This window comes from Bacillota bacterium, assembly GCA_013178415.1.
Taxonomy (GTDB): domain Bacteria; phylum Bacillota; class SHA-98; order Ch115; family Ch115; genus Ch115.
Map to the genome: position 1 here is coordinate 35,375 of JABLXA010000014.1, position 20,652 is coordinate 56,026.

19 protein-coding genes and 1 tRNA gene are annotated in these 20,652 nt (G+C 50.6%); 17 read left to right on the forward strand and 3 right to left on the reverse strand.

The window, feature by feature from the left end; all coding sequences use genetic code 11:
* The first annotated feature begins 9 nt into the window (after positions 1-9).
* From HPY52_11545 to HPY52_11555, 3 genes are all read left to right on the forward strand, one after another.
* Positions 10-528 (forward strand): hypothetical protein, encoded by a 519-nt coding sequence (locus HPY52_11545; GenBank protein NPV80891.1) that lies wholly within the window; start codon positions 10-12, stop codon positions 526-528.
* A 13-nt stretch (positions 529-541) separates the two neighbouring features.
* Positions 542-1,666, forward strand: a complete 1,125-nt coding sequence (locus HPY52_11550; GenBank protein ID NPV80892.1) for a glycosyltransferase — start codon at positions 542-544, stop codon at positions 1,664-1,666.
* Between the two features lie 95 nt (positions 1,667-1,761).
* Positions 1,762-2,262, forward strand: a complete 501-nt coding sequence (locus HPY52_11555) for a class I SAM-dependent methyltransferase (GenBank protein ID NPV80893.1) — start codon at positions 1,762-1,764, stop codon at positions 2,260-2,262.
* Positions 2,263-2,311: 49 nt separating this feature from the next.
* On the opposite strand, the gene HPY52_11560 is transcribed toward HPY52_11555, so the two are convergent.
* Positions 2,312-3,298 (reverse strand): magnesium transporter CorA family protein, encoded by a 987-nt coding sequence (locus HPY52_11560; protein ID NPV80894.1) that lies wholly within the window; start codon positions 3,296-3,298, stop codon positions 2,312-2,314.
* A 220-nt stretch (positions 3,299-3,518) separates the two neighbouring features.
* On the opposite strand from HPY52_11560, the gene HPY52_11565 reads away from it, so the two are divergent.
* From HPY52_11565 to HPY52_11610, 10 genes are all read left to right on the forward strand, one after another.
* The gene (locus tag HPY52_11565) at positions 3,519-4,340 is read left to right on the forward strand and encodes a M55 family metallopeptidase (GenBank protein NPV80895.1); all 822 of its coding nucleotides are present in this window, start codon (positions 3,519-3,521) and stop codon (positions 4,338-4,340) included.
* Positions 4,341-4,580: 240 nt separating this feature from the next.
* Positions 4,581-4,868 carry a TMEM165/GDT1 family protein gene (locus HPY52_11570; protein NPV80896.1) on the forward strand — a complete coding sequence of 96 codons (288 nt, stop codon included), beginning with the start codon at positions 4,581-4,583 and terminating at the stop codon, positions 4,866-4,868.
* 15 nt (positions 4,869-4,883) lie between these two features.
* Positions 4,884-5,666: a type III pantothenate kinase gene (locus HPY52_11575; protein ID NPV80897.1), complete on the forward strand. Its 783-nt coding sequence runs from the start codon at positions 4,884-4,886 to the stop codon at positions 5,664-5,666.
* Positions 5,667-5,739: 73 nt separating this feature from the next.
* Positions 5,740-6,780: a tRNA dihydrouridine synthase DusB gene (dusB, locus tag HPY52_11580; GenBank protein NPV80898.1), complete on the forward strand. Its 1,041-nt coding sequence runs from the start codon at positions 5,740-5,742 to the stop codon at positions 6,778-6,780.
* 176 nt (positions 6,781-6,956) lie between these two features.
* Positions 6,957-7,529, forward strand: a complete 573-nt coding sequence (locus tag HPY52_11585; GenBank protein NPV80899.1) for a transcriptional regulator — start codon at positions 6,957-6,959, stop codon at positions 7,527-7,529.
* A 122-nt stretch (positions 7,530-7,651) separates the two neighbouring features.
* The gene (locus tag HPY52_11590; protein NPV80900.1) at positions 7,652-8,554 is read left to right on the forward strand and encodes a quinate 5-dehydrogenase; all 903 of its coding nucleotides are present in this window, start codon (positions 7,652-7,654) and stop codon (positions 8,552-8,554) included.
* A gap of 130 nt (positions 8,555-8,684) precedes the next feature.
* On the forward strand, positions 8,685-9,827 hold the full coding sequence (locus HPY52_11595) for a hypothetical protein (GenBank protein NPV80901.1): 1,143 nt from the start codon (positions 8,685-8,687) through the stop codon (positions 9,825-9,827).
* 238 nt (positions 9,828-10,065) lie between these two features.
* Positions 10,066-10,542, forward strand: coding sequence for a transcription elongation factor GreA (greA, locus tag HPY52_11600; protein ID NPV80902.1), 477 nt, complete (start codon positions 10,066-10,068; stop codon positions 10,540-10,542).
* A 23-nt stretch (positions 10,543-10,565) separates the two neighbouring features.
* Positions 10,566-12,089, forward strand: a complete 1,524-nt coding sequence (gene lysS, locus HPY52_11605; protein NPV80903.1) for a lysine--tRNA ligase — start codon at positions 10,566-10,568, stop codon at positions 12,087-12,089.
* A 138-nt stretch (positions 12,090-12,227) separates the two neighbouring features.
* Positions 12,228-12,303 (forward strand) — tRNA-Ala (locus tag HPY52_11610).
* Between the two features lie 562 nt (positions 12,304-12,865).
* Here HPY52_11610 and HPY52_11615 read toward each other — a convergent pair.
* Complete coding sequence (locus tag HPY52_11615) at positions 12,866-13,714, reverse strand: sugar phosphate isomerase/epimerase (GenBank protein NPV80904.1); 849 nt, start codon at positions 13,712-13,714, stop codon at positions 12,866-12,868.
* A gap of 212 nt (positions 13,715-13,926) precedes the next feature.
* Between HPY52_11615 and HPY52_11620 the strand changes: the two genes are divergently transcribed.
* Positions 13,927-15,540: a PIG-L family deacetylase gene (locus HPY52_11620; protein ID NPV80905.1), complete on the forward strand. Its 1,614-nt coding sequence runs from the start codon at positions 13,927-13,929 to the stop codon at positions 15,538-15,540.
* 79 nt (positions 15,541-15,619) lie between these two features.
* On the opposite strand, the gene HPY52_11625 is transcribed toward HPY52_11620, so the two are convergent.
* The gene (locus HPY52_11625; GenBank protein ID NPV80906.1) at positions 15,620-17,257 is read right to left on the reverse strand and encodes a hypothetical protein; all 1,638 of its coding nucleotides are present in this window, start codon (positions 17,255-17,257) and stop codon (positions 15,620-15,622) included.
* Between the two features lie 936 nt (positions 17,258-18,193).
* Here HPY52_11625 and HPY52_11630 point away from each other — a divergent pair.
* From HPY52_11630 to HPY52_11640, 3 genes are all read left to right on the forward strand, one after another.
* Positions 18,194-19,240 carry an NAD(P)-dependent alcohol dehydrogenase gene (locus tag HPY52_11630; GenBank protein NPV80907.1) on the forward strand — a complete coding sequence of 349 codons (1,047 nt, stop codon included), beginning with the start codon at positions 18,194-18,196 and terminating at the stop codon, positions 19,238-19,240.
* 70 nt (positions 19,241-19,310) lie between these two features.
* Positions 19,311-20,030 carry a hypothetical protein gene (locus tag HPY52_11635; protein NPV80908.1) on the forward strand — a complete coding sequence of 240 codons (720 nt, stop codon included), beginning with the start codon at positions 19,311-19,313 and terminating at the stop codon, positions 20,028-20,030.
* Complete coding sequence (locus HPY52_11640) at positions 20,027-20,635, forward strand: hypothetical protein (protein NPV80909.1); 609 nt, start codon at positions 20,027-20,029, stop codon at positions 20,633-20,635. The genes HPY52_11635 and HPY52_11640 overlap by 4 nt, the downstream gene beginning before the upstream one ends.
* Positions 20,636-20,652 lie beyond the last annotated feature (17 nt).

Sequence of the window (20,652 nt, forward strand, 5' to 3'; positions counted from 1 at the left end):
TTTGGGAAGATGTTCACATACATTGCCAGGAATGTGGGAAATCTCATAAGGCCCAGGATCAAACCCCCGGAAATGATGAAAGTCCTGGTGGAGACAGATGTGATAATCGGGCGGGGAAAGGGCACAACATGGTTCTCATCTTTACTGGATGCCATTCCTTATAGATCGCCCGTCAAGGAGATAGGGGCTTCATTTGCGGTTTGTTCCCGCAGTTTGGTGCCTCTGAAAACTTCCGGAGGCACCGGGATCGTAATCTCCGGGGAATTGGCCATTGAGATCTTCTGGGTACGCCCTGATGGAATCCTGGCCTTCACCCGTTCATTGATACCCCTTTCCTTTATGATGGAATTACCAGATGTGGTTTTTCATAGGCGTGCCGACGCCTCGGTGGATGCCTTCGTTGTGCCGGTATGGTGGTATAGTGATCGAGGCTTTGTTTTTGGAGTTCAGATTGATCTGGATGCCATTGTGACAATACATAAGGAGATAGTGGTTTTGGTGCCATATGGGGCGTGCGCCCCATTATGAGGAGGTATTGCTGGTGCCCGCCATTCTATATTTGCCATGTTTTGACTATTTCCATCACAGGCAAAGGCCACAATCCCTGCTCTGGGAGCTTTCAAAACAGGGATTTCAGGTAATCTATTGCCAGCCTACTTCATATGCGACTCGTGCTGCTGAATGGGCCGGCAGGCATATATGGCCTGCGGGCGAGAAGTATCAACCTCCCGGGCCTCTGATTCCCCTAACAGACAATTTCATTATTTGTACCGATGTCGCGGCAGTCAAGGACCTCAGGCCTGACGTAATGTGGCTTACGCATGGGCCATATGCTGAATCTGTGGTCGACTTCAATCCAAAGGTGGTAGTGAGCGACTTTGCTGACGTATGTAAAGAAGAATTTGAAGAATTCGCGCCCTTTGAGACTGCTAAACTCTCATGCGCAGATGTGGCCATAGCTGCTTCAAAGGCCATCTATGATGATATAAGCCAGAGGCATCCAAATGCTCACTTGGTTCCTAATGCGGCGGACTACAGGCTCTTTCGCATGGCATGGGATCCATCGTATAACCTCCCGGTTCCTTTTGAGATCTCAACAATCCTCGGCATTCAGAATCCTGTTCCCGGCAGCGCCAGGGTTACCTCGAAGAAGCTCATCGCCTTCTGGGGGGCCATCACAACCTGGGTTGACCTGGACCTGGTGATCAGGATAGCCGCAAGGAAACCTGCATGGCACTTCGTGTTTATAGGCTCTATAGGTCTCCCGATGAGCATTCTTCCCCGCCTATCTAATATTACATTCCTGGGGGATCGCGATCACTTGAGCCTGCCTTTCTACGCCAGATGGTTTGATGCCGCCATTATTCCTTTTGAGGTCCGTGAAGTTACCCGCAGTGCCTGTCCGATAAAGGCGTATGAATACCTTGCCTGCGGCCTGCCGGTTGTATCAACTGACTTGCCTGAAATTCGCGGTTTGGGCGATATAAAGATCATAGATTCTAGCAGTGGTCAGGTTGAAGGATTTATTGATGCATTGGAATGGGCCCTCTCTCAAAGCCGGGACCCTGACGCGAAACGGCTGAGGGCAGAGGCGGTAAAAGATGAGACGTGGGAAAACCGAGCGAAGATGGTAAAGGACCTGATCAGTGAATATATCGAAATGTAGATCTCTCATGAGCAAAAGGGGGGTATCTTATGCCTTTACTTCAACAAGATTCCATGTGTATCGGCAAGGTGAGGGGAGACCTCCCGCAAGAAGGCATGACCAGGATCATCATCGGGAGGCTTCTGTGCATCCCGGGTATTGAGAGGATACTGGATGTTGGCTGTGGGGATGGCTATGCGCTTGAACTATTTCGATCTGCAGGCAAGGATGCCATGGGTATCACATTGAATCAAGCCGGGGTGGATGCCTGCGTAGAGCGTGGCCTGCTCGCCATAAGGGGCGATGCCCACGATCTTGATTCAATATTCTGCCGCGAATTTGATCTCATCTATTGCCGGCAATCGCTAGAACACTTTTACAGCCCTTTCATCGCGCTTATCTCTATGAATCGGGCCATCAGGTTTGACAAGTTCCTTTTTGTAAGCCTGCCAGATGAATCATGGATCGAAGCCGATGATCACCTATATGTACTGAACTTCAGACAAATGACGAGTCTTCTTCACAAGAGCGGGTTTAAACCTGTACTGCTATGGGAAGAGAGATTTGGGGGCCTCGTGGACAGGTGTTTCCTGGCACGGAAAATCAATGAATTGTAAAGTGATTGGGGGCCCCCTTTCATCGATAGCGCTGATCGAATTGGCATGATTAGAAGAACATCCTCCTCTTGGCGAGGAACGCCACCGCCGCCCCTGATATTCCCAGGGAAATCCCTAGGATCATCAGGAACGCAAAGGGATAATTTGCTAGCGGGAGCTTCACATTCATGCCGTAAAAGCTCGCCACCATCGTTGGTAACGAAAGGACTATGGTAACCGAAGTCAGGAACTTCATCACGATATTGAGATTATTGGAAATCACAGACGCAAAGGCATCCATCGTGTTGCTGAGGATGCTGGTATATATATCAGCCATCTCTATAGCCTGCTTATTCTCGGTTATAACATCCTCAAGCAGATCCTCATCCTCAGCGTACATCTTCAGCACTCTTGGAGCTATTTCGGTGTCAGGCGGCACCTTGGCGAGCTGGGACCGGAGTAATTTCTCCATGACGATTTCATTGGCCCTCAAAGATGTGCTGAAGTACACAAGGCTCTTTTCCAGGTTCAGGAGTTGCACAAGTTCCTCGTTTCGCATAGACCTATGGAGGCGCTGTTCAAGACGATTGCTCTGACGGTCAATCTGCCTCAAATACTTGAGATAAAGGGTGGCGGTAGCAAACAGGATCTGCAGGAGAAATCTCGTCCTTTTGAAGGTAAAGAATGTCCTGGGTCCGCCCTTTATGAATTCATTGATCACCTCGTTTTCACGGAGGCACACGGTCGCGATAATATTCTCAGTTATGATGATCCCAAGCGGGACGGTATCGCAAAGGGAGCCAACGCCATTTTCGTTTTCAGTAATCACAGGGACATTTATTATTACCAGGATCTGTCCTTCCTCAACCTCAATTCTGGACCTTTCCTCTTCATCAAGGGGTGCTCGTAAGAAGTCCATATGCAGGTTGGCCTCCCGGTTCACCCGCAGGATCTCTTCTTCATTGGGGTGGACCATGTTGATCCAGATCCCTTTGTCAACTAGCGAAGCAGTCTCTTCCAGCTTACCTTCAATTGTCGTCTTATAGACCTTTATCATGGGAGACCCCCTTTGTATGGAAGATTGAGTGTAGGAGACGTATCCACTATATCCCTCAGATCAGCTCAAAGTCAATAGTATTCGCGCCTTGGCATGAGGTAACTGAATATATTTCCGCGCAGGATTTTCTTCATTGGTCCTGAATAATACTTTGAATATAGATCGCCGACATTCTGATGGTTCAATAGGCAGCCAGGGCGGCATGGAGGAGTGATTCGAGATGAGGGTATACATTTCTGCCGATATCGAAGGAGTATGTGGAGTAGTCCATAATGAACAGACTGGTGGCACGGGTCAGGCATATGAACGAGCGCGCAAGCTCATGGCCGGTGAGGTCAATGCCGCAATTGAGGGAGCTCTGGAAGCAGGGGCAGACTATATTGTGGTAAATGATTCCCATTGGCTGATGCGTAACCTGCTGCCCGAAGACTTGCGGACTGAAGCCCTGCTCATCACCGGCTCCCCGAAACCACTCAGCATGCTTGAAGGGCTGGATTCATCCTTTGACGCCGCTATCTTTACAGGGTATCACGCCGCCGCGGGCGAGGCCGGCGGGATCTTGAACCATACCTATTCTGGCGTGGTAAGGAAGGTGGTCATTAACGGGATGGTAATGGGTGAGACTGGCATCAATGCCGCGGTATGCGGATATTTTGGAGTTCCTGTGGTGATGGTCAGCGGTGACTCCACTGTTGCAGCAGAGGCTTCAAGGATCATTCCCTGGGCGAAGGGTGTTGCCGTAAAGAAAAGCATAGTCAGGACAGCGGCACTTGAGTCCCATCCTGCCAAAGTCCGGGAGATGATCAAGGCCGGGGCCAGGGAAGGGCTTCTCAAAAGGGCTGAATGCCGACCTCTGATCATACAGCAACCTGTGCGGCTCGAAATGGAATTCCAGACCGCCACCATGGCTGATATGGTGGAGCTGGTTCCTTCTGTCCAGAGAACTGGTGCCTTTAGGATCGCCTATGAGGGCAAGGATTTCCTCGAGATCTTCAAGCTGATGCGGGTTTTCCTCATGGTTGCTGGTACAGTAAGGGAATAGAAGTCGGGTTCGCGCCCGAGACCATATAACCTGCCGCTGTAACAATAGGCATGTTGTGGTAAAATAGCAATGATTCGCCTGCCCGCGTCTCGACCAGATTTCGACGGGTTTCGGGAAGCCAGGATCTTTGTAGATAGAAACGGAGGGAGAATGGCCGCCGTTTTTCTTTCTGCATCTGTATTAGAGATTTCGCGCTTTTACTGACTAAAATGCAGAAGGAACTCATGGTGGCAGTTGTTGATGAATTGGAAATTGGCTGCTATAACATTTGGGCTGTTGTTCCTCGCTGAAATTGGAGATAAGACGCAACTCGCGGTATTTACCATGGTGGCCCAATATAAATCCCCGTTTTCGGTATTTGTAGGGGCCTCAGCCGCGCTCATCGTGGTCACGCTAATCGGAGTCATCTTTGGGGAACTAGTTTCCCGGTATGTTCCTGTTGCATATGTGCAAATAGCCGCCGGGACTTTCTTCCTTGTAATGGGGGTCTTGATCTTGTGGCGGGCGGTACATACCATCATCTCGTGAGAGGGAGGGATCGTCTTGCTTCTGGTCATTGATATCGGAAATACCAATATCGTGGTCGGCATTTATGAGAACGATGAATTGCTCAGGGACTGGAGGATCTCCACCGATAGGGAAAAAACGGCAGATGAATACGGGATGCTGTTTCGGCAGTTGCTAGATACGGGAGGATTTACATTCTCCGATATCAAGGGCGTGGCAATATCCTGTGTGGTGCCTCCGGTCATTGGCGCATTCGAGAAGATGTGCAAGAGATATTTCGGTGTCGATCCGATGGTAGTGGGACCTGGTACCAAGACCGGCCTCGTGATCAAGTATGAAAATCCAAAAGAGGTCGGCGCTGACCGGGTTGTGAACGCTGTAGCGGCATATGAACGCTATGGAGGCCCCTTGATCATAGTGGATTTTGGGACGGCCATAACATTTTGCGCTATTTCTGACAGAGCTGAGTACCTGGGAGGGGTCATCGCGCCGGGTGCCGGCATTGCCACCGAGGCTCTCTTCCAGCGGGCAGCGAAGCTACCGCGAGTGGAGCTTGCAAAGCCTGAGACGGTCATCGGACGCAATACCATAACCAGCATGCAGTCAGGGATCGTATACGGTTTCGCCGGGCTGGTGGATGGCATCATTGGTCGCATAAAGCGGGAGATGGGCGGAAACCCTCTTGTGGTGGCAACTGGCGGTTATGCCGACCTGATAGGTAGCGAATGTAAAGGGATCGACCGGATCGATCCATATCTTACCCTTGAGGGATTGCGCATGCTATATCATAAAAACAGATCAACGCCCGTTGCTTCATAATAGAACAGGCCAGGGGCTTGTCATTGCCCTGTGTTGGGAGAACCATGGATTCATGAAAGGTAGGCTATATACAATAAACATAGGCGAGGTAAAGATCTACGGGCCCCTGATCCTTGCCCCCATGGCAGGGGTCACGGATGGGCCGTTTCGACGTATAGCCAGGTCTATGGGCGCGGATCTGGTATATACGGAAATGCTCAGTGATAAGGCATTGGTCTTTGGCAATGAAAAGACGCAGGGAATGATCCGATTGAACGATGGTGAGAGGCCAGTCGCCTGTCAGATTTTCGGTTCGGACCCCGAATTTATGGCCAGAGCTGCGGAGATTGTGAGCGCTGCCGGGGCTGATATCATTGACATCAACATGGGATGCCCGACTCCTAAGATCGTAAAGAATGGTGAAGGAGCGGCTTTGATGCGAAATCCAGACCTGGCAGCTCAGATTGTGAGAAGCGTGGTATCGGCGGTGGACAAGCCTGTGACGGTAAAGATTCGGAAGGGCTGGGATAGCGGGAGTGTAAATGCTGTCCAGATCGCCCAAATCGCCGAGGGGGAAGGGGCCAAGGCTATTGCGGTGCATGGCCGCACGCGGGACCAGTTTTACAGCGGACATGCTGATTGGGGGATCATCGCCGCTGTGAAAGAGTCAGTATCCATACCGGTGATCGGCAATGGCGACGTCAGATCACCAAGGGACGCGAAACGGATGCTAGATGAGACAGGGTGCGATGCGGTAATGATCGGGAGGGGGGCGTTAGGTTATCCGTGGATCTTCAAACAATCTCGGGAATTTCTCATGACCGGGAAGATCCCTCCCGGACCATCTTTGGAGGAGCGCCTGTCAGTGATGCTGCATCATTTCGATGAAATGATAAAGGCAAAAGGCGAAAAGACTGCAGTCCTCCAAATGAGGAAGCATTTCGCATGGTATCTCAAGGGGCTTCCAGGGGCGGCCCGTTTGCGAGACGCCATCAACGTGGAAAGAGATCCATCAGTAATACGCAAGACAATTGCCGGATATTTCGAGAGCCTCGAGGTAAGAGAAAATCGCGATTTATATCTAGGTGAGGATCCTGGATTGGCAGATGACCATGAACCATGTCTGGGTTCCTGAGTCTCCCCCATTTGGCCGCGTTTCATATTACAGGTTTGAGGCCACGATATGATAATGACCCCATACAATGATATCTCTATCTTGCCGTATCTCACGAGGTTTGGTATAATACATATGTGCACAGAAATGTGAACATTCATTGATGAAAAGTCAGGCGCACAGTCGCGGCTTCAGTCATGGAGGGTTTCAATCTATGGCAATGCATTTTGAAAGGAGTTGATTCCGTGGACCTTGTTCGAGTGGGAGAGAAACTCATCGACAAAGAAAGAATTTACCGGATCGTGGATAGGATCCTTGAGCTCCGGTGCGCCGGCGAGTCGCAGCAAGAGGTAGGGGACCATCTCGGAATAGATCGCACTTTTATCTCTCGTCTCGAGACCCTCGGCGAGGTCCGGAGGGGTAAGCGAATAGCCCTTGTGGCATTCCCCGTGGAGAACAAACAAGAACTCATGGAGGCCGCCAAAAGGGCTGGCATAGAGTATGTATTATTATTCACAGATGAGGAAAGATGGGCCTTTGTCAAGAATAGGAGCGGGATTGAGCTTTTCAATGAAGTCATGCAGATAATCATCAAGCTTGGGCAATTTGATGCGGTTATCTTCGCCGGATCAGATTTCCGGGTGAAATTGGCTGAGACTATCCTGGGAAATAAGGTCATCGGGATTACTCTAGGTCATAGCCCGATAAAGGGGGATCGTCGCATCGATCCTGCGAAATTGGAGGAGATAGTAGATCAGCTCAAATTTTGAACCGGGTTTGATATCTTCTGTTATCGCGGACGCCAGAAGGGCTCCTGCCGGTACCGAGCCATCTCGAGGCGGATCTACGAATTGGCCCCCTTTGTGATATATGGGCTGAGGAGGCTTCGAAAATGAAACACATAGTGAGTGTGAGCCTGGGTTCATCTAAAAGGAACCATGTGGCGGAAATCGAGCTTGTGGGTGAGAAATTCAAGATAGAGCGTGTGGGCACTGATGGGGATATCCAGAAAGCAATAAGCATAATCAGGGAATTGGATGGTAAGGTCGACGCTTTCGGGATGGGAGGTACTGACCTTCACTTTGTTGCAGGTCACAAGACCTATCTTTTGAGAGATGCCATCAAGATAGCGAAGGCGGCCCAGAAGACACCGATTTTGGACGGAAGCCGCTTAAAGGGAATTATAGAGTCCAGGGCGGTTGAATATATTCGTGATGAACTCAAAATACCGCTTTCCGGCAAGAAGGCTCTTATAGTCTGCGTGATCGATAGATTTGGGATGGCTGAGGCCCTGAAGCGATCAGGCTGCCAGATGATGTACGGGGATCTGGCTTTTGCTTTGGGAATACCCATCTGGCTCCGTTCTCTGAGGACCATCGAAGTCGTTGCGGATATCGCCATGCCGCTTTTGAGCTTTGTCCCTATCAAATATCTTTATCCAGTGGGGAAAAGCCAAGACGAAATACGGCCCAAATATGAAAATGCATATAGATGGGCTGAGATCATCGGAGGCGATTTCCATTTCATAAAGAGACACATGCCCGATGATTTGTCTGGAAAGATGATCATAACCAATACGGTAACCAGTGACGATGTTGATGCCCTGAGGCAAAGGGGAGTAAAGATGCTGGTCACGGGCACTCCCGAAATTCAGGGACGCTCGTTTGCGACAAACGTCATAGAAGCAGTCTTGGTGGTCCTTTCTGGAAAACCTGGCGGCAGCCTTTCTGATAAAGATTACGTTGCCCTATTGGATGAGGCAGGGTTTAAGCCGCGGGTTGAGCATCTCAATTGATCAGGGGGCTGAATGGCGCAGCTATCATTGAACAACTCAGACACGCAGGTAAGACATCTCATTTTGCGCTGAAGCTGGGCTGTGGCGGGAGGAGCCATCTTCTGGAAAGCGGGCGGGAGGAGGGTCCAAAATGGGGCGGTTTGCCTTTATTACTTATCCTCCATCTGCCGCGATCGCTAAGGAGAGATTTCCATTCAAGGGAATATGGCTTCCCCCTTGGGCGACCGAACCGATCCTGACAATGCTCCCGCCCCGTTCTATTGGCCGTATCGCCGGTGTAGAGTCCATCGCCGGAGATGTGGCTGAGGGCGTCGCAATAGAGATAGCGGCCACCGGGCGGCAGCTACAAACTCTTGGTTCACCCTTATTGAGGCGAAAACTCAATGATTCGCTTTCCTGGGCAAAAAGAGAAGGTGCTACGGTCGTAGGAATCGGTTCATTGGATCATTTTCTGGAAAGATATGGGCAGTTTGTCCTTCAGGATGACCAGATTATGGTTACGGCGGGGCTTGGCCTGTCTACCGCGGCCAGACTCAAGGCGGTTGAGATGGTATGCTTTGAACTTGGCATTGACCTGGCCGACGAAAAGGTAGCTGTCTTGGAAGCTGACCACCCCATCGGGGCGATTGCGGCTAGATACCTGGCCCAGCGCATCCGGTACCTGGCGATCTCCGGAAGCAGCATGGCAAGGCTCGAGATAACGGCGTCTAGGATCCTTCATGAAAGCGGCCTAGCTGTCACGATATGTGATTGGACATATGCTTTAGATGATGCCATGGTGGTCATACTTTCGGGTGATTCCGCGGGGCCCGACCTCGGTTTCCTCGCAGGATATCTCAGCTCAGGGGCTGTCTTATTTGACTTCCGTCGAGATTCCATCGGAAATCAGAACATAATATATCCTATATGTGATCAAGAGGCAGCTGCTCAAGGATCAATGGAGGCCTTGCCCTTTTATTTGATAAAGGAGGTCTATCTTTCCATTCCTGGCAACTTGAGAATCGAACCGGCCACATTCCTTAAATATCCCGTCGTTCCCCCATGGATAGCTGAACCAATGATCCTGTCTATGGAGGATTCGGGAAGATTTACACGGTCACCGGGGCGATTAGTCTCCATGGGATGGGTCAATACTATAGGGCAGTTGGCGGATAGGCAAGGATTCTTCCCTGTTGCTGTTGAGAGTGCCTGTGGAATTGTCAGCATGGCCGAGATCTCTAAAATGACCCTTGCCAGCGGACAAAAAGCGAACGAAACGATTTCAGATGCCTGATTTTATGCTGGAGTATGGCTTGACAATGCTTGGGTCGTTTGACATAATAATTGCATGATTAAAATACAAATGCTGGATACTTGTAGAAGTCTGGCGGCCCGCTTATAACGGCGGTGGGTTGCCCGACTCCTTTTTATCCCATTGCCCGGATCCGGGGGTCAACCCGTCTTGTCGGGCGGATACATGGCAATCAAGGTCTCCGAGGAGTGGAGGAGATCATATAAAGGAGCGGGAGTTCATGGGAGATAAGGAAGTCTTGCTGACGCTTGATGGAATTAAACGCCTTGAGCAGGAGCTTGACTATCTAAAAACGGTTCGGCGGCGCGAGGTCGCGAACAGGATAAAAGAGGCTAAGGAATTTGGCGATATATCCGAGAACTCCGAGTATGAGGATGCCAAGAATGAACAGGCTTTCGTCGAGGGGCGTATCATCCAATTAGAGAAGCTTTTGAGAAATGCCAGGGTGATAGACGAAAGCAACGGGGAATCTGACGCAGTGACATTGGGATCTCGCGTCACCGTAAGGGGCCTAGACGGGGAAGAAGCCAAGGAATATACAATCGTAGGGTCTGCAGAGGCAGATCCGGCAAGACTGAGAATCTCAAATGAATCACCTGTAGGCAGAGCTCTCCTTGGGAGGAAGGCCGGTTCGATTGTTGAAGTCGAGGTGCCGATGGGAAAACTGGAGTTGGAAATCCTTAAGGTCGTCCACTAAGAAATAGCCGGAGGTCAAATCTAATGAACAAAGATCCCGAATCTATACATGAACGAGTCGAACCAGGCGAAAGTGCCGAGTCGGCGGAAGAGGAATTGAATGAACTCATGAAGGTTCGCCGGCAAAAGCTGGACGACCTCCGGGCCCGGGGCCTGGATCCTTTTGGAGGGAGATTCGAAAGGACCCATCTTTCAAGCGAGATAATAAATGGGATCGACGAGCTTGAAGGGCAGAGTGTTTCCGTGGCCGGCAGGATCATGGCTATCCGAGGGCATGGAAAGGCAACATTCATGGATCTTCTTGACCTGGGGGGAAAGATTCAGATCTATGGCAAGCTTGACCAGCTCGGCGATGAAGGCTATGGTCTTTTTATTTCTCTTGACATCGGGGATATCGTAGGGGTTCGTGGGAAGGTTTTCCGGACAAGAAGAGGGGAAATTACTGTCGGCGCTGAGTCTTTCGTTCTTCTTACCAAGTGCCTCAGGCCATTACCCGAGAAATGGCATGGCCTCAAGGATGTCGACCTCAGGTACCGTCAGCGTTACCTTGATCTTATAGTAAACCCTGAGAGCCGCGAAGTGTTTATCCGCAGAAGCCGTATCATCAAGGCTATCAGGGATTATCTCGACCAGCAGGGCTTTCTCGAGGTTGAGACCTCTTGCATGCACCCAATTGCCGGTGGGGCGGCCGCCAGGCCGTTCATCACCCACCATAATGCCCTTGATATGGATCTCTACCTTAGGATTGCCATCGAGCTCTATTTGAAAAGACTTATAGTAGGAGGGCTCGAGAAGGTATATGAGATAGGCCGGGTATTTAGAAATGAAGGGATCTCCACAAGACATAACCCTGAGTTTACAATGTTGGAGCTTTACCAAGCGTATGCAGATTATACAGACATGATGGATCTGACGGAAAGGCTCATTTACAACGTCGCCATGGAGATCCTCGGGACACCATTTTTGAGGGGGTATGACAAGGAAATCGACCTTACACCCCCATGGCCACGGGTGCCAATGGTGGAATTGATTCGCACCCATACTGGGGTAGATTTTGACAGTGTGACCTCGGATGTTGAATCTCATAAGGTCGCGCGTGACCTTGGCGTGGAGGTAGACGAGTCGGCGCCGAGGGGAAAGGTCATATTTGCGATCTATGAAGAACTAGTCGAGCCAAAGCTAGTGTCACCTACTTTCGTGATCGACTACCCGGTTGAAGTCTCCCCGTTGGCGAAGAGGAAAAAGGATGACCCACGATATGCGTATAGGTTTGAGCTCATAATAACCGGGCGCGAGATCGCCAACGCTTTTTCGGAGCTCAATGATCCTATTGATCAACGTGACAGGTTTATCCAGCAGCTCAAGGAGAGAGAGGCCGGCGACGAAGAGGCCCATATGTTCGATGAGGATTTCCTGCGAGCGCTTGAGTACGGTATGCCTCCTACCGGGGGGCTTGGCATAGGAGTTGATCGTCTTATCATGCTACTGACCGGCGCAGAATCGATTCGAGATGTGATTTTGTTCCCGACTATGCGGCCCAGGGGATAGTCCTCCATGGCTGCACCGTCGGATGAATGATAAATGAGGATATTCTCGGCGGGCAGGTCTTTTTTCGGACCTTGACGCTAGGGTGGGATCATGTTAAGATAGCGACTGCAGACATAGTATAGTCATAAGATATTGTGTGGGGACGTAGCTCAGTTGGGAGAGCGCCGCATTCGCATTGCGGAGGTCGTGGGTTCGAATCCCATCGTCTCCACCAATATTTTTAGGGGTTACAAGAATTGGGAATGAGAACATGCAATCAGGAATCTTTTCTTCTAGTGAGATCCGCTCATCATCTGCATCAATTCCCCATGATCATATCTGTCTTTGAGTATACCTAGCCGGAGATATATCGGATATATTAAAAAAATGTCGGATCATGTCTAAAGATATATTTCATGATGCCGATTATTGTAAAAGTCAACATGTCCACGAAATCGGGGCAACTCCAGGGGCCGGCCTGCATCGGAGTACGCAAAGGCGCAGGGGCCTTGCCTCTCTGCCAAACAGATACAGGTAAGGCCCCCCTCAATTAGTGTGGCTGAGGTGCGATGAGTTTCCCCGGGACACTGTCAGCTATAGATGACCAAGCTCGAATTTGGAAATATGAGCTAATCGTGCGCGGCGCGCCTGGCAACCGCGTGGTGACATAGCTGGGTTATCTTTCAACTTTGGACTCGGCAATCTATAATAGCAATGTTACGAGTTGTTGTCTTGTCAGGCGGCGACTCAGGAAGCGGTAATTGCTGAGTGCCTTACAGAACCGGTAATCCTGCGTACTAGCTTAGTAGAAGAGCCTGCCTCAATAGCTGTATACTTGCAGGGATACCTTCACTTGAGGGTGCTTTACCCTCGAATTCAATGGATAGGTAACCTTTATAGCCATGCTGCTTAAGCATTCTTAAGATTCTCACATAGTCGGGGTTCAACCCGAAATCATAGAAAATCCCCCCACCCCAATATGTTTTTGCATGAACTAGTACTGTATGGGGGGCGAGTGCCTCAAGTTGTTCATACATTTTCTCTCTGAAGTTCCCACAGTCCAAGATGACTTTTAACCAGTCGCTATTTACCCCGTTGATGATATCCAGCACACCCTGAGCCGAATAGGTGAGACCCCAGTGGTTTTCAATCGCCAATATGATGCCATGTCGACGTGCATATTCCGTACATTCCTTCAAGCAGTCTATGTTCCACTGTACCCCCTGTTCGTAAGAATATCCTGATAGAGGGGGTTCTTTCCCATCGTTCGCCATTAAATCAATGAAACTCTTGATGGTACCCCATCGTCCTCCGAACACACGTATGATGGGTACCCCCAATTTGGCTCCGATGGCGATCCATTTCTGGACCTTTTTGATTTCAGCGGCTCTAGCGTCTTCATCGGGCGCAACGAAGTTGTTATGGAGCGACAATGCGTAAATATCCAGGGAATGCTCAGCAGCCAGACGTTTGAGCCTCATCACATATTCGTCATCCTCTGAGGTAAACTGCACCGCCAATAACTCGAGTCCATCGAGACCATATTCATGGGCCAGCGGGATTATGTCTTCCAATGCAACTTGTGTTTCTTCTTTTCCGCCGTAATCAAACCGCCTGAATGAATAGCTGGAACTTCCGATACGCATTCGGGGCACCTCCCTCTGAAAATAGTCTACCATATGTTCCAGTACTTCACAACTGCGATGATACACCCTGCGATCTTAGGATAGAAGCTGTCTTTGCCTCCGTAAATTCATTCCCGAATTACCATCTTGCCTTGAAAAACTGAATGACTTTCATACCGATACATGGTTGAAATACTGTATAATGAACGTGGCATTCCCCGCTTCTTTAATGAATGAAGATAGTGAATGCAACGCCTGATAACCGGCATCACGGTCCGGGGATAGAATTAGACAATGCCAGCACAAAGGAGATCTCTATGACGCTGTCCCGATATCATGTCGGATCTTCTGGATCGAGTAGGACTGCTTATCAACTTCGGGTCGCGCTGGCATCCGCGCTGGCCTTGCTGTTCCTATATTTGCGCATGCTTGCGGCCTTGGGGGGCCATGGCCAGGGTATTCCTGAGCCTGCTCGCGCTCAGGAGATGATGAAGAGATTTGGCACATTCAGGAGCATAGCACCATCTCCCGGCGACAGGATACTGGTAATTGCGCCTCATAGTGATGATGAGACTCTGGGGGCGGGCGGATTCTTGTATGACGCCATAAGGCGTGGAGCCTCAGCCTATGTGGCCTTGATGACAAATGGTGATGGATTCACTCTTGCGGCAAATAGGGAATTTCGCATCTTACGGGTCACTTCCAGAAAATTCATAGAGCTGGGCTACAAACGCCAGGAGGAGTCCATTGAGGCGCTTGGAATCCTGGGGGTACCCGCGGGGAATGTATTCTTTCTTGGATATCCAGATAGGGGCCTTGCCCCCATGTGGCATGAGAATTGGCTCACTCCTTATCTCTCCAGGTTCACGAAAGCAACCAAGAGCCCGTATTACAACAGCTATCATTCCGAAACTTCTTATTGTGGCCAGGATGTATGTAGAGATCTTGAGGAGATAATATTGAAGGTGAGACCCACCATCATCCTGACTGCTTCCCCCATTGATATGCATCCCGATCATTGGGCGACCTACAATTTCACCCTTTACGTTATCGAACGCCTTGCGCAGAAGGGAATGCTGCCGGGGCCCGGGCCGCATGTGCTATGGTACCTGGTCCACAGGGGAAACTGGCCTTATCCTAGAGGTTTTCGTCCTGCTACAGGGCTTCTGCCATTGAACGCTCTTGCTTATGCTGATTTTGAGTGGGATGTATACCGGCTTTCCGCTGAGGCTGTCCTTGCGAAAAGCGAGGCGATTAGAGCATATAAGAGTCAGATGTCCATTATGGCCAGTTACCTTTTGAGCTTTGCGCGTGCTACGGAGTTATTCGGGGAAGCCACGGTAGTCTCTGTGCCTGATATTTCATCGTCTGGTCTCATCATTGATGGCAGGCTCGATGATTGGCCTGCTGCCATCAAGCCGATGAGGGAGCCTGTGATGGATTGTCTGGTGAGAAAAGTGGAAGGCGGGGGGGACTTCGAGAGCATACTGGTGGGGAAAGACGCAACAGAACTATATCTTGCCATGAACCTCAGGACCGAAGCGTCCCGGGAAATTCTATATCGCCTGCATCTTCATTCGGTAGATGTCCGTGGACACGAAGGGCCGGAAGGGGATATAGACTTGACTTTCAGGCCAAGAGAGAAAGGGCCGGTTCATATTATTGCTCCGGCTCATAAAGAACTCGATCTCAGGATGATCAAGGCTGCAAGTCATGGAAAGACAATCGAGATAGCAGTTCCACTTGGGCTTATCGGCAATCCCCGAAGCCTGTTTCTTGGAATAGAAAGTAGGTTCCAGGGAATGATGGTTGATCGCACCACCTGGCGAATCCTTGAGCTTCATTAGAATGTCCCGGACAGATATCGGTTTGAAATTCAGATATCGGCCCGATATTCATGTACCGGCCTGACCCTGTGGCCGCTGGTCAATGTTTCATGAGCGCCCTGGCAATCACCGCTTGCCCTAAAGCAACCCCGCCATCATTGATTGGTGATCTCCAATTTGAATAGACCTTATAGCCCTTGCGTTCCAACGCCGAGCATGTGAGTTCAAAAAGGAGATGATTTTGGAAGATAGTGCCGCTCAGCACAATTGAATCAGGATAGCCTTCCTTTACCAGAAGGTCACATACTTTCAATATCAATTCGCTCAATGCTACATGGAATTGAAATGCCAGCCTGGGGGCCTCATCTTCTATAGTTGCACATTTGCTTTTGTAGCTCACTCTCTCCGCGATCGTCTTGATCAGCGGCGCCGGTTTGATGACCCATGGGAAGACCGTAGTATCTATCGAGAATCTCCATATAGACTTTGATAGGCTGTTATCCACCGCATGCGATTTCCGGTTCCATCTTTCGGCGTAGCTCTCAAGCTCGAGGGCCGCCTGTCCATCATAGGCTATCTTTCGGCGAATCCCGAGGATTGCGGCTATTGCGTCGAATAGCCTGCCAACACTCGATGTCGGTGGTGAATTTATCCCTGCTTCGCAGGCTCGATATGCTATCTTCCAGTCTCCGTACCCAGAATGCCGAGTGGGTGTGTCTGCGCCTGCTGCGGTTTTGAATAGAATCTCATCGATCTCATTTTCGGAAAAACCGCACACTCGAAGGTAAGACATGGCCATTCGCCAGGGTTCACGGATGGCTTTCCCCCCACCTGGCATTGGAACATATTGAAAATGAGCCAGGCGATAAAATTCCGCAGCATTGGCAAGAAGGAATTCCCCGCCCCAGATGCCTCCATCCGTGCCGTAACCTGCATCATCGAAGACCACCCCTATGGCTTCACCTGTAAGCCCATTCTCCGCCATGGCGCCTGCTACATGAGCATGTTGGTGCTGCACTTCAAAGAGAGGATAATCCGCTTTCTTTGCCTCCTCCCTTGCTATAATGGTTGAATTGCATCTAGGATCAAGATCACATGCCATGACATTGGGCCTTATGCGCAACAAACGAATGAACTCTTGCGCCGCCCGTCTAGCCTCTTCCCGGGCCTCGGGAGCTGCAATGTCTCCAGCCGGCTGGCTCAAGAATGCATTTGCTTCATGAAGAATACAAATAGAGTTGCCGGTATCAACCCCCCAGCCAAGCGTCGTCGCCCCCTGGCTTCCAGAGAGAATTGGCAGGGGTGATGTGGCATATTCACGGTCCGGCGTGGATACCCTTCGGCGGCCACGAAATGCCATGGTGGTTGAATCATTTACACGTCTCCCGAGATCCGGACGGATATTTGCCAGCGAATTTGCTCCCGAATGGGTAATCGCCGGCGAATTAGCTTCCTCGCCACGATCGTTGAGGACTTTAAAAGCGCCATCTGCATGGACGAAAGGCCGCGAAAGCGAGGAGGCCATCCTTCTTAGTTCTACATCTTTGATTAGAAGGGTGGGGGGGTTACTTGAATAGAATTTCGCGATCGTCCGCGCTATGGCTTCCTCTGTTCCCTCAAGTACGACACATATACCTTCATCGCTATCTTCCATCCATCCAATAAGGGGATATTCAGAGGCGAGGCGGTATACCAGGGGGCGGAAGCCAGTTCCACGAACAGTCCCGGTTATGACCATTTGTATGCGGCAGCCCGGCACTGGAACTCACCAAGCTAAATTAATGTTCTGATCGTTTGTGTATTATCTCCTTTCGAGCATCTGAATAAACACGACTGAGAAAAAACAAAGGCAGGGACAAGTTTGCCCTGTCCCTGCCTATCATGTGTGAAATGGCTTAGAACCACCAGAATGCAAGTACCGCTATGGTGAATACTGCCAGAATGAATACCCAGGGCCAGAAACCAGGACTGCTCCCTAGTGGAGTAGCCTCACTCGTCCTTACTTCATCTGCCATCTACTTTCACCTCCATCGCGAGGGGCCAGCCGATCCGGCATACCATTGTCGCATATATTGGCCAGCCTCTCAGGAATGGCAGGGATAGGATTTCCCTATCCCTGCCTTCAAGGCGATTTCTAGTGGGGCTGCCCTCACCGCCGTTTCATGACCGGAATGAGGGAAGGAAAGCCGGATTTCCTATGAGTTATTGTCAAAACGCATTTATACCCACCAGAAAGCAAGGATTGCAATTGTGAAGACTGCAAGGATGAAAATCCAATGCCAGTGACTACCAGAACTTGCCATTTAGCTCACCTCCACCATGAGCTGCTGGCTCCATCAGCAGGTTGGATCCCGAGGACCCGACCCACTTTAGACCGGGGATGCGGGTCGCCCGGTCTGCGATCAGTTTGCCGGGGTCTATGGGACCTGGCCTGAATAGGGTCAAGGATCTACGAAGCCAATCAGCCCAGCGCTACATAGAGACCAGAAAAGGTGGATTTCATCATGAGGGAGCGGGAGTTTTTCTCATGCCCCCTCGGTCCATATGATATGCAGCAGCAGCATCATGTGTGAAAGCCCCAGATTGCAGGTCCCATGAATCCATATAGACACCCCCTTTGAGCCGTGATATCATCAATGAGGAATCATAATCAATGTGTGAAATAGCATGATCCATCGGGGGGATTTCCATGAAAGCCGCGGTCTTGAAAAAAGTCGGCGTCATTGAAATCGAAGATGTTCCTGTTCCAAAGCCGGCTGATGACGAGGTGCTCGTGAGGATCAAGTCTGTTGGTGTCTGCGGCTCTGATATTCACTATTACAGGCACGGCAGAATAGGTACATATGTGGTTGAGAAGCCTATCATCCTTGGGCATGAATCATCTGGCGAAATAGTGGAGACTGGCAAGGGGGTGAGGTCGCTAAAGATAGGCGACAGGGTGAGCCTGGAGCCCGGAATCCCATGCCGGAAGTGCATTTTCTGCAAGACGGGACGTTACAACCTCTGCCCAGATGTCGTGTTTATGGCAACTCCGCCTGTTGATGGCGCCTTTGTCGAATATGTGGCCTTCCCTGAGGATTTTGCATTCAAGCTCCCTGATAATGTCTCCTTCGATGAAGGGGCACTGATCGAACCCCTCGCCGTAGGCATATATGCATCCGAGCGGGCGGGTATCAAACCGGGCCTTAGTGCCGTGATATTGGGAGCCGGACCTATCGGCCTCGTGACCCTCCAGGCGGCAAAGGCCTATGGCGCAGGCCCCGTGGCAGTGTTGGATATAAGTGATTTCAGGTTGAACATGGCAAGGAAGCTCGGGGCAGACTTCGTAATAGACTCTCGAGACGCGAATGCGTTGGATAAGGTGCTAGAAGCCATAGGGCAGGGGGGAGCAGATGTAGTCTTTGAGGCTGCAGGGGCTGTGCCCACGATACAGATGACAACCAGGATCGCCAGAAGGGGCGGCAAGGTGGTTTTGATAGGGCTCTCTGCAAAAGATCAGGTTGAATACAACGTGGTGGATGTATCTGGCAAGGAATTGGACGTCCTTGGAATCTTTAGGTATGCGAATGTCTATCGCAAGGCGATAGATTTGGTTTCAGCAGGCAAGATCGGTCTCAAGACCATGGTCACTCACCATTTTCCCCTCGAGAAGACAAAAGAGGCGCTGGAACTGGCAGATACAAAGAAGGACCAGGCGATAAAGGTCATTGTTAATCCATAGTCGATAGGCCCTTATGCCGATAAGCCCTTTTTCTGATAAGCCCTTGTCCTGAGAGGAGCGCGAGGAAGAATTGAGACAACCCTTTCTTTTCCGTGATGCCCGACCCATGTCGAGCATGCAGAGGAACTGGCTGTTGTTTTTGTCAGCTGGCATTTTCCTCGGGGTCACAGGGGGGATGTATGACTCAACCTTCAACAATTACCTGAATGATGTCTTCAAGATGTCAGCCAGCACTCGAGGCTGGCTGGAGTTTCCAAGGGAATTCCCAGGAGTCAGTATCGTCTTTGTATCTATGCTCTTGGGTTTCCTGCCGGAAACCAAAATGGCCTCATTAGCCGTAGCCATGTGGGCAGCCGGCCTTGCTGGACTTGCTTTTTTCGCCTCAGGTTTCTCCATGCTGGTGGTATGGATGATGCTCTGGAGCATCGGGACGCACCTCTATATGCCTCTCAGCCAGGCCATTGGCGTGAGTGTCGCGGAAAAGGGTAAAGTTGGAAGATATCTTGGTAACTTTGCCGGTGCCAATACGGCGGCAGTGATCGCCGGGGCGGGGTTCATCATGATCGGTAACCGATTCCTTGGGGTGGGCTATAGATCCATCTTCGGTCTTGCGGCACTTTCTACTTCTCTTGCGGCAATCGCTTTTCTCCTCATGAAGATCCAGCCCTCTCGTGACGATAACAGTCCCGCTCCTGCTTCACCTCCACGACGGCGCTGGTTCTCAAACGCAAATATGGCCTATTCTACGTCCTCAACGTGCTCTATGGCGCTAGAAAGCAGGTTTTTTTGACCTTCGGGCCATGGGTGCTTATCAAGATCTTCGGACAGCCGGCCTCCACCATCGCGCTCTTGTGGATCATTTCTGCCACATTGGGAATCCTCTTCAAACCCATACTAGGTAGACTGGTCGATTCCCTGGGCGAGCGTAAGATCCTTATGGGTGAGGCTGTAGTCCTTATCCTGATATGTCTTGGCTACTGTACGGGCGATGGGGTGAGGTTATGGGGTATGAATATTGGTCTATATCTTGCCTGCGCATGTTTTGTTTTAGATCAGCTCATGATGGCCGTCGGTATTGCGCGGACTACATACCTCAATAAGATCGCTGATACTCCGGCGGATCTTACGCCTACTCTTGCTATGGGCATTTCTATGGACCATGTGGTTTCCATGAGTGTTCCTGCCCTTGGTGGGTTGCTATGGCAGAAAATGGGGTTCGAGTATGTATTTCTTGCGGCAGCTTGTGTAGCATTTATGAACCTGTTTGCAGCGTCGAGAATTCGTGTTCCTGCGACGCCTGGAGGAGTTGAGGCTCCTGAGGGGATCCAAAAGACGGCCGGCGGCCTTGGCGGCCTCACTACGGCGTCCGTGGGACGCGTACGCTTGATGAAATGAGCAAGGAGGGAGCTAAT

Excerpts from the sequence above, each read along its gene's own strand:
- lysS (NPV80903.1), top strand. The coding sequence starts at position 10,566 with ATGAACAAAGATCCCGAATCTATACATGAACGAGTCGAACCAGGCGAA.
- HPY52_11565 (NPV80895.1), top strand. The coding sequence starts at position 3,519 with ATGAGGGTATACATTTCTGCCGATATCGAAGGAGTATGTGGAGTAGTC.
- greA (NPV80902.1), top strand. The coding sequence starts at position 10,066 with ATGGGAGATAAGGAAGTCTTGCTGACGCTTGATGGAATTAAACGCCTT.
- HPY52_11585 (NPV80899.1), top strand. The coding sequence starts at position 6,957 with ATGGAGGGTTTCAATCTATGGCAATGCATTTTGAAAGGAGTTGATTCC.
- HPY52_11590 (NPV80900.1), top strand. The coding sequence starts at position 7,652 with ATGAAACACATAGTGAGTGTGAGCCTGGGTTCATCTAAAAGGAACCAT.
- HPY52_11615 (NPV80904.1), bottom strand. The coding sequence starts at position 13,714 with ATGCGTATCGGAAGTTCCAGCTATTCATTCAGGCGGTTTGATTACGGC.
- HPY52_11625 (NPV80906.1), bottom strand. The coding sequence starts at position 17,257 with ATGGTCATAACCGGGACTGTTCGTGGAACTGGCTTCCGCCCCCTGGTA.
- HPY52_11560 (NPV80894.1), bottom strand. The coding sequence starts at position 3,298 with ATGATAAAGGTCTATAAGACGACAATTGAAGGTAAGCTGGAAGAGACT.
- HPY52_11570 (NPV80896.1), top strand. The coding sequence starts at position 4,581 with ATGAATTGGAAATTGGCTGCTATAACATTTGGGCTGTTGTTCCTCGCT.
- HPY52_11620 (NPV80905.1), top strand. The coding sequence starts at position 13,927 with ATGAAGATAGTGAATGCAACGCCTGATAACCGGCATCACGGTCCGGGG.
- HPY52_11595 (NPV80901.1), top strand. The coding sequence starts at position 8,685 with ATGGGGCGGTTTGCCTTTATTACTTATCCTCCATCTGCCGCGATCGCT.
- HPY52_11555 (NPV80893.1), top strand. The coding sequence starts at position 1,762 with ATGACCAGGATCATCATCGGGAGGCTTCTGTGCATCCCGGGTATTGAG.
- HPY52_11545 (NPV80891.1), top strand. The coding sequence starts at position 10 with ATGTTCACATACATTGCCAGGAATGTGGGAAATCTCATAAGGCCCAGG.